The following is a 1,633-nucleotide window of genomic DNA, read 5'->3' on the forward strand; positions in this document are numbered from 1 at the left end:
CGCGCACAGGCGCCGCGCGCGCCGCGACGAGTCCGCCCGCGACGCGATCCGCACCCCCAGGTCGTAGCCGCCGCCGACCAGGGCCATCTGCGGGGCGCGGAAGGTGATGGCGATGTCGCGATCCGGATAGGTCGCCATGAATTCAGGCAGTTCCGGCGCCAGATGCGCGATGCCGAAGGTCATCGGCGCGGTCAGCCGGATCAGCCCGCGCGGATGGACCGTCTGCTCGCGGGCCTCGGCCTCGACCATCTCGCCATCCGCCAGAATCCGCGTGGCACGATCCAGCGCGCCCCGTCCCGTCTCGGTCAGCGAGAATTGCCGCGACGTCCGATGCAGCAGCGGCGAGCCCAGCCGCGCTTCCAGCCGGCCGATGGCTTTCGACACGGTGGGTTTCGAAATCTGCAATTCCTCCGCCGCCCGGGCGAAGGATCCCGTTTCCACGACTTTGGCGAAGATCGCCCATGCTTCCAGATCGGGCAGGCGCGTCATAGCGTTGTTCTGAACATGAGGGGGGCCATTCTTTCCGTTTTCCGGACGATGCCGTCGTCGCGTCCCTTTTGTCCATGCATAACCCCGCCCCGGCCCGGGAATTTCCGGATCGCCCCTCCCGCCCCCCGTCTTTCTCCCCGTCTTTCCCCCCATCTTTCCCCATGTCCTGCCGAAGAGCCACGGCATGGCGCCGGGCACGCCGATCGTCGCGATCCGGGGCCTCGGCACCGGGCACGGCAGCGTGAGCACGATGGCCGGGACAATCCTTGTTCAGGCAGCCGAGGATTCCGATCCGGCCATGATCGGCGGCATCGGACGCGACCTGTACCGGAAGGCATGCCTTCCCAAGGGAGGGGCCGAAGGTCGTGTCGAGGCACGTATGGAAGCGCGCCTGGGGCGCGTCGGGACCGTGCCGCGGGGCGGGTTCCGGATTCTTGTTTTGATTCGGCTCCGTTTCGCGAACCGTCCGGACCGGCCCGTCCGGCCCGGATGCCGTGTCCGTCGCCCGGGCGCGCCGCCCGGCACGACGGACCGGGCGCGGTGGATGAATTTCCATAAGATCATTATTATATGTGGATCGAATTGAATTTGCGTTCCGAATCCCGTCGGACGCGACCCCACGGATGCGTGACCCGATGCAAGAAAAAAATCATCCTCTATTCTCTTTGACTTGACATATGTGCGTTCAGGCCCGAGATGATGCGGAAGAACGAGGTATTTCATGGCCTCAGTTCGGACGGGGCTCTCTGGCGCGACAGGATCGATACGGCCTTCCAGGGCACCCTGCTCGGGCGACCCGCCTGCAGCGTAACCGTGCGGCAGGGCGGGCGATGGACATCATGGCGTGCGAAAGGTTGCATCTGTATGAGTGAAGAAACGAAGACGTCCGCGCGGACGCGTCGCAAGGCGACCGCGAAGAAGAGCGAAGCCAAGGTGACGGCCGCCCCGGTCGAAGAGAAGATCGCAGCCCCGGCCTCCGAAATTGCCGAGACGCCGGTCAAGGTGAAGGGCGCGCGCAAGAAGGCCAAGGCTGCCGAACCGAAAATCGAGCCCGCGCCGGTCATCGAACCCGCGCCGGTCGCCGCCAAGCCCGCCCGCCGTGCCCGCGCACCGAAGGCCGCGCCCGAACCGGTGGTCGTGCCCG

General features: G+C 66.4%; 1 protein-coding gene and 1 pseudogene. One reads left to right on the forward strand and one right to left on the reverse strand.

The features are described 5' to 3' along the window. Positions 1 to 489: LysR family transcriptional regulator (locus HUK84_RS17340; RefSeq protein WP_176641373.1), on the reverse strand; the 489-nt coding region annotated here is incomplete at its 3' end. Positions 490 to 1,188: 699 nt separating this feature from the next. Between HUK84_RS17340 and HUK84_RS17345 the strand changes: the two are divergent. After that, positions 1,189 to 1,633: pseudogene (locus tag HUK84_RS17345) on the forward strand (hypothetical protein); the annotation flags it as partial.

The sequence above is a fragment of the Nguyenibacter vanlangensis genome, assembly GCF_013376155.1.
GTDB lineage: Bacteria > Pseudomonadota > Alphaproteobacteria > Acetobacterales > Acetobacteraceae > Gluconacetobacter > Gluconacetobacter vanlangensis.